This is a genomic window from Vibrio sp. 1557 (genome assembly GCF_033340175.1).
GTDB lineage: Bacteria > Pseudomonadota > Gammaproteobacteria > Enterobacterales > Vibrionaceae > Vibrio > Vibrio alginolyticus.
This window is the reverse complement of sequence record NZ_JAWOVZ010000059.1, coordinates 1-4,112: the sequence shown is the minus strand read 5'-3', so window position 1 is coordinate 4,112 and position 4,112 is coordinate 1. Positions and strand designations below refer to the sequence as shown.

At 39.0% G+C, this 4,112-nt stretch carries 6 protein-coding genes and 1 pseudogene; 2 read left to right on the top strand and 5 right to left on the bottom strand.

What is annotated here, in order from left to right; translation table 11 throughout:
• Positions 1-26: 26 nt before the first annotated feature.
• A complete protein-coding gene (locus R7070_RS24430; protein ID WP_199828333.1) occupies positions 27-215 on the bottom strand; it encodes a hypothetical protein in 189 nt (62 codons plus the stop codon).
• Between the two features lie 87 nt (positions 216-302).
• Between R7070_RS24430 and tetC the strand changes: the two genes are divergently transcribed.
• Complete coding sequence (gene tetC, locus R7070_RS24425) at positions 303-896, top strand: tetracyline resistance-associated transcriptional repressor TetC (protein WP_000428546.1); 594 nt, start codon at positions 303-305, stop codon at positions 894-896.
• A gap of 112 nt (positions 897-1,008) precedes the next feature.
• Here the strand turns inward: tetC and tet(B) are convergent, their stop codons facing one another.
• Complete coding sequence (gene tet(B), locus R7070_RS24420; protein WP_010446567.1) at positions 1,009-2,214, bottom strand: tetracycline efflux MFS transporter Tet(B); 1,206 nt, start codon at positions 2,212-2,214, stop codon at positions 1,009-1,011.
• A gap of 81 nt (positions 2,215-2,295) precedes the next feature.
• Between tet(B) and tetR(B) the strand changes: the two genes are divergently transcribed.
• Positions 2,296-2,919: a tetracycline resistance transcriptional repressor TetR(B) gene (gene tetR(B), locus R7070_RS24415; RefSeq protein ID WP_000088605.1), complete on the top strand. Its 624-nt coding sequence runs from the start codon at positions 2,296-2,298 to the stop codon at positions 2,917-2,919.
• Here the strand turns inward: tetR(B) and R7070_RS24410 are convergent.
• The 3 genes and pseudogenes from R7070_RS24410 to R7070_RS24400 all read right to left on the bottom strand — a co-directional run.
• Positions 2,897-3,583, bottom strand: a complete 687-nt coding sequence (locus R7070_RS24410; RefSeq protein WP_001284954.1) for an ArsR/SmtB family transcription factor — start codon at positions 3,581-3,583, stop codon at positions 2,897-2,899. The genes tetR(B) and R7070_RS24410 overlap by 23 nt on opposite strands.
• Before the next feature lie 7 nt (positions 3,584-3,590).
• A complete protein-coding gene (locus R7070_RS24405; protein WP_000460651.1) occupies positions 3,591-3,977 on the bottom strand; it encodes a hypothetical protein in 387 nt (128 codons plus the stop codon).
• Positions 3,970-4,112, bottom strand: a pseudogene (locus R7070_RS24400) (antibiotic biosynthesis monooxygenase); the annotation flags it as partial. The gene R7070_RS24405 and the pseudogene R7070_RS24400, both read right to left, overlap by 8 nt.

Genomic DNA, 4,112 nt, shown 5'->3' with positions numbered 1-4,112 from the left:
GCATTGCCTCCAATTCCCATAATTTATTACGCCGATAATAACTTGGTGTAACCCGCTTTATTCGCCACATCATCAAGCAGTAAAGACTGATCTAAATTATGTTCAATCCATAATAGAACATCTTTGATAACCGTTGTATGAAACTGCTTATCATCATATCTTAATTGGATGTTATTAGCTTTATTTTGATAGCGAGAATGCTGTTCAATATACATAAAATAACCTAAATGTTCTTAAGATTGTCACGACCACATCATCATGATACCATAAACATACTGACGGTATGTTATTTTAAATCTATCATGGAAAATAAAAATCATCAACAAGAAAATTTTAAGAGTACCTATCAATCACTGGTTAACTCAGCACGAATATTGTTTGTTGAAAAAGGCTATCAAGCTGTTTCAATAGATGAGATCTCGGGAAAAGCGTTGGTGACCAAAGGTGCCTTTTATCATCACTTTAAAAATAAAAAACAATTACTCAGTGCCTGTTATAAGCAGCAATTAATTATGATTGATGCCTACATCACAACAAAAACTGATTTAACAAATGGTTGGTCTGCCTTAGAAAGTATATTTGAACATTATCTTGATTATATTATTGATAATAATAAAAACCTTATCCCTATCCAAGAAGTGATGCCTATCATTGGTTGGAATGAACTTGAAAAAATTAGCCTTGAATACATTACTGGTAAGGTAAACGCCATTGTCAGCAAATTGATCCAAGAGAACCAACTTAAAGCTTATGATGATGATGTGCTTAAAAACTTACTCAATGGCTGGTTTATGCATATCGCAATACATGCGAAAAACCTAAAAGAGCTTGCCGATAAAAAAGGCCAATTTATTGCTATTTACCGCGGCTTTTTATTGAGCTTGAAAGATAAATAAAATAGATAGGTTTTATTTGAAGCTAAATCTTCTTTATCGTAAAAAATGCCCTCTTGGGTTATCAAGAGGGTCATTATATTTCGCGGAATAACATCATTTGGTGACGAAATAACTAAGCACTTGTCTCCTGTTTACTCCCCTGAGCTTGAGGGGTTAACATGAAGGTCATCGATAGCAGGATAATAATACAGTAAAACGCTAAACCAATAATCCAAATCCAGCCATCCCAAATTGGTAGTGAATGATTATAAATAACAGCAAACAGTAATGGGCCAATAACACCGGTTGCATTGTTAAGGCTCACCAATAATCCCTGTAAAGCACCTTGCTGATGACTCTTTGTTTGGATAGACATCACTCCCTGTAATGCAGGTAAAGCGATCCCACCACCAGCCAATAAAATTAAAACAGGGAAAACTAACCAACCTTCAGATATAAACGCTAAAAAGGCAAATGCACTACTATCTGCAATAAATCCGAGCAGTACTGCCGTTTTTTCGCCCCATTTAGTGGCTATTCTTCCTGCCACAAAGGCTTGGAATACTGAGTGTAAAAGACCAAGACCCGCTAATGAAAAGCCAACCATCATGCTATTCCATCCAAAACGATTTTCGGTAAATAGCACCCACACCGTTGCGGGAATTTGGCCTATCAATTGCGCTGAAAAATAAATAATCAACAAAATGGGCATCGTTTTAAATAAAGTGATGTATACCGAATTCGATTGCGTCTCAACCCCTACTTCGGTATCTGTATTATCACGTGTATTTTTGGTTTCACGGAACCAAAACATAACCACAAGGAAAGTGACAATATTTAGCAACGCAGCGATAAAAAAGGGACTATGCGGTGAAATCTCTCCTGCAAAACCACCAATAATAGGCCCCGCTATTAAACCAAGCCCAAAACTTGCCCCTAACCAACCGAACCACTTCACGCGTTGAGAAGCTGAGGTGGTATCGGCAATGACCGATGCCGCGACAGCCCCAGTAGCTCCTGTGATCCCTGAAAGCAAACGGCCTAAATACAGCATCCAAAGCGCACTTGAAAAAGCCAGCAATAAGTAATCCAGCGATGCGCCTATTAATGACAACAACAGCACTGGGCGCCGACCAAATCGGTCAGACATTTTTCCAAGCCAAGGAGCAAAGATAACCTGCATTAACGCATAAAGTGCAAGCAATACGCCAAAGTGGTTAGCGATATCTTCCGAAGCAATAAATTCACGTAATAACGTTGGCAAGACTGGCATGATAAGGCCAATCCCCATGGCATCGAGTAACGTAATTACCAATGCGATCTTTGTCGAACTATTCATTTCACTTTTCTCTATCACTGATAGGGAGTGGTAAAATAACTCTATCAATGATAGAGTGTCAACAAAAATTAGGAATTAATGATGTCTAGATTAGATAAAAGTAAAGTGATTAACAGCGCATTAGAGCTGCTTAATGAGGTCGGAATCGAAGGTTTAACAACCCGTAAACTCGCCCAGAAGCTAGGTGTAGAGCAGCCTACATTGTATTGGCATGTAAAAAATAAGCGGGCTTTGCTCGACGCCTTAGCCATTGAGATGTTAGATAGGCACCATACTCACTTTTGCCCTTTAGAAGGGGAAAGCTGGCAAGATTTTTTACGTAATAACGCTAAAAGTTTTAGATGTGCTTTACTAAGTCATCGCGATGGAGCAAAAGTACATTTAGGTACACGGCCTACAGAAAAACAGTATGAAACTCTCGAAAATCAATTAGCCTTTTTATGCCAACAAGGTTTTTCACTAGAGAATGCATTATATGCACTCAGCGCTGTGGGGCATTTTACTTTAGGTTGCGTATTGGAAGATCAAGAGCATCAAGTCGCTAAAGAAGAAAGGGAAACACCTACTACTGATAGTATGCCGCCATTATTACGACAAGCTATCGAATTATTTGATCACCAAGGTGCAGAGCCAGCCTTCTTATTCGGCCTTGAATTGATCATATGCGGATTAGAAAAACAACTTAAATGTGAAAGTGGGTCTTAAAAGCAGCATAACCTTTTTCCGTGATGGTAACTTCACGGTAACCAAGATGTCGAGTTAACCACCCTTTAGATTCATAAAGCGAAAATAATGCGGCTCCAACGTACCCACCTAAATGGAAACGGCGTTCACTCCAATCTAAACACGCACAACAGATTTTACGTGAATGTTTGGAAGGAACGTCAATTCCCATTTCATGAAAATATTGAATACCACTTAATGTGATCATTGAACCATTTTCAGTGATCCATTGCTGTTGACAAAGGGAATCATAGATCTTAACGGCAACTTCGCCAGCTAAATGATCATAGCAAGTACGTGCTTTTCGTAAATGCACTGGCGTGGAAACTTTGGCATGTACGCCATGGTTTAAGGAGATCCCCATCATACTTTCCATCAATTCAGCAATATCTTTTCCTGCTAGCCGAAAATAACGATGCTTGCCTTGAGCTACTACTGTGATTAGCTGGCAATCTAATAATTTAGATAAATGACTGCTCGCCGTTGAAGCTGATATATTCGCCACAGAACTTAGCTCAGTGGCCGTCCAAGCTCGCCCATCCATCAAAGCACTGAGTATTTTAACTCGTGAAATGTCAGACATAGCCGCCCCTATCGCGGCTATTGAGGACTCAAAGGTAACCTCTTTTCGTATTAAATTAGCCATCGCAAGTTCACTTTATTGCCCAAGGGAGCGTAACAGATGCAGCCATACTATCATTGTCCGTTATTAATATCAGTTGGTTAGCATGGTCACTGTATTGCACTAAAATATTAATGTTATTCTCCGCCAATACTCGTGCTATTTCGCCAAGTTCCCCCGGTTTTTCCTGTTTTAACTTACGAATTAATGGTGTCCGGATCGCAAGTACTAACAGTCCAGCTTGCTCTAGCGCTATTTTAGCTTCCTTTCCTTGTTCAACAAGAAAATGAGCATGGCATTCATCACCAACCGTAAATATCCCTCCCCCTTCCAATCCAATACCTTTATTACCTAATGTTTTTCCTAGTAATGCTAATTGTCCTATTTGATTATCTAAAACAACGTGAACATCAAACATTATCCTTGTCCTTTTTAAATGAATATTCGCGAGTAATATGAGCAATACTAATTTTGTAAAAATCAAATATTGACTCTCGCCCTTCTTGTTGAGCTTTCGCATGTAAAACATGATTTTTCCATTGCAGAACTGCGT

Coding starts and splice junctions, on each gene's coding strand:
- R7070_RS24430 (WP_199828333.1), bottom strand. CDS start 215: ATGTATATTGAACAGCATTCTCGCTATCAAAATAAAGCTAATAACATC.
- tetC (WP_000428546.1), top strand. CDS start 303: ATGGAAAATAAAAATCATCAACAAGAAAATTTTAAGAGTACCTATCAA.
- R7070_RS24410 (WP_001284954.1), bottom strand. CDS start 3,583: ATGGCTAATTTAATACGAAAAGAGGTTACCTTTGAGTCCTCAATAGCC.
- R7070_RS24405 (WP_000460651.1), bottom strand. CDS start 3,977: ATGTTTGATGTTCACGTTGTTTTAGATAATCAAATAGGACAATTAGCA.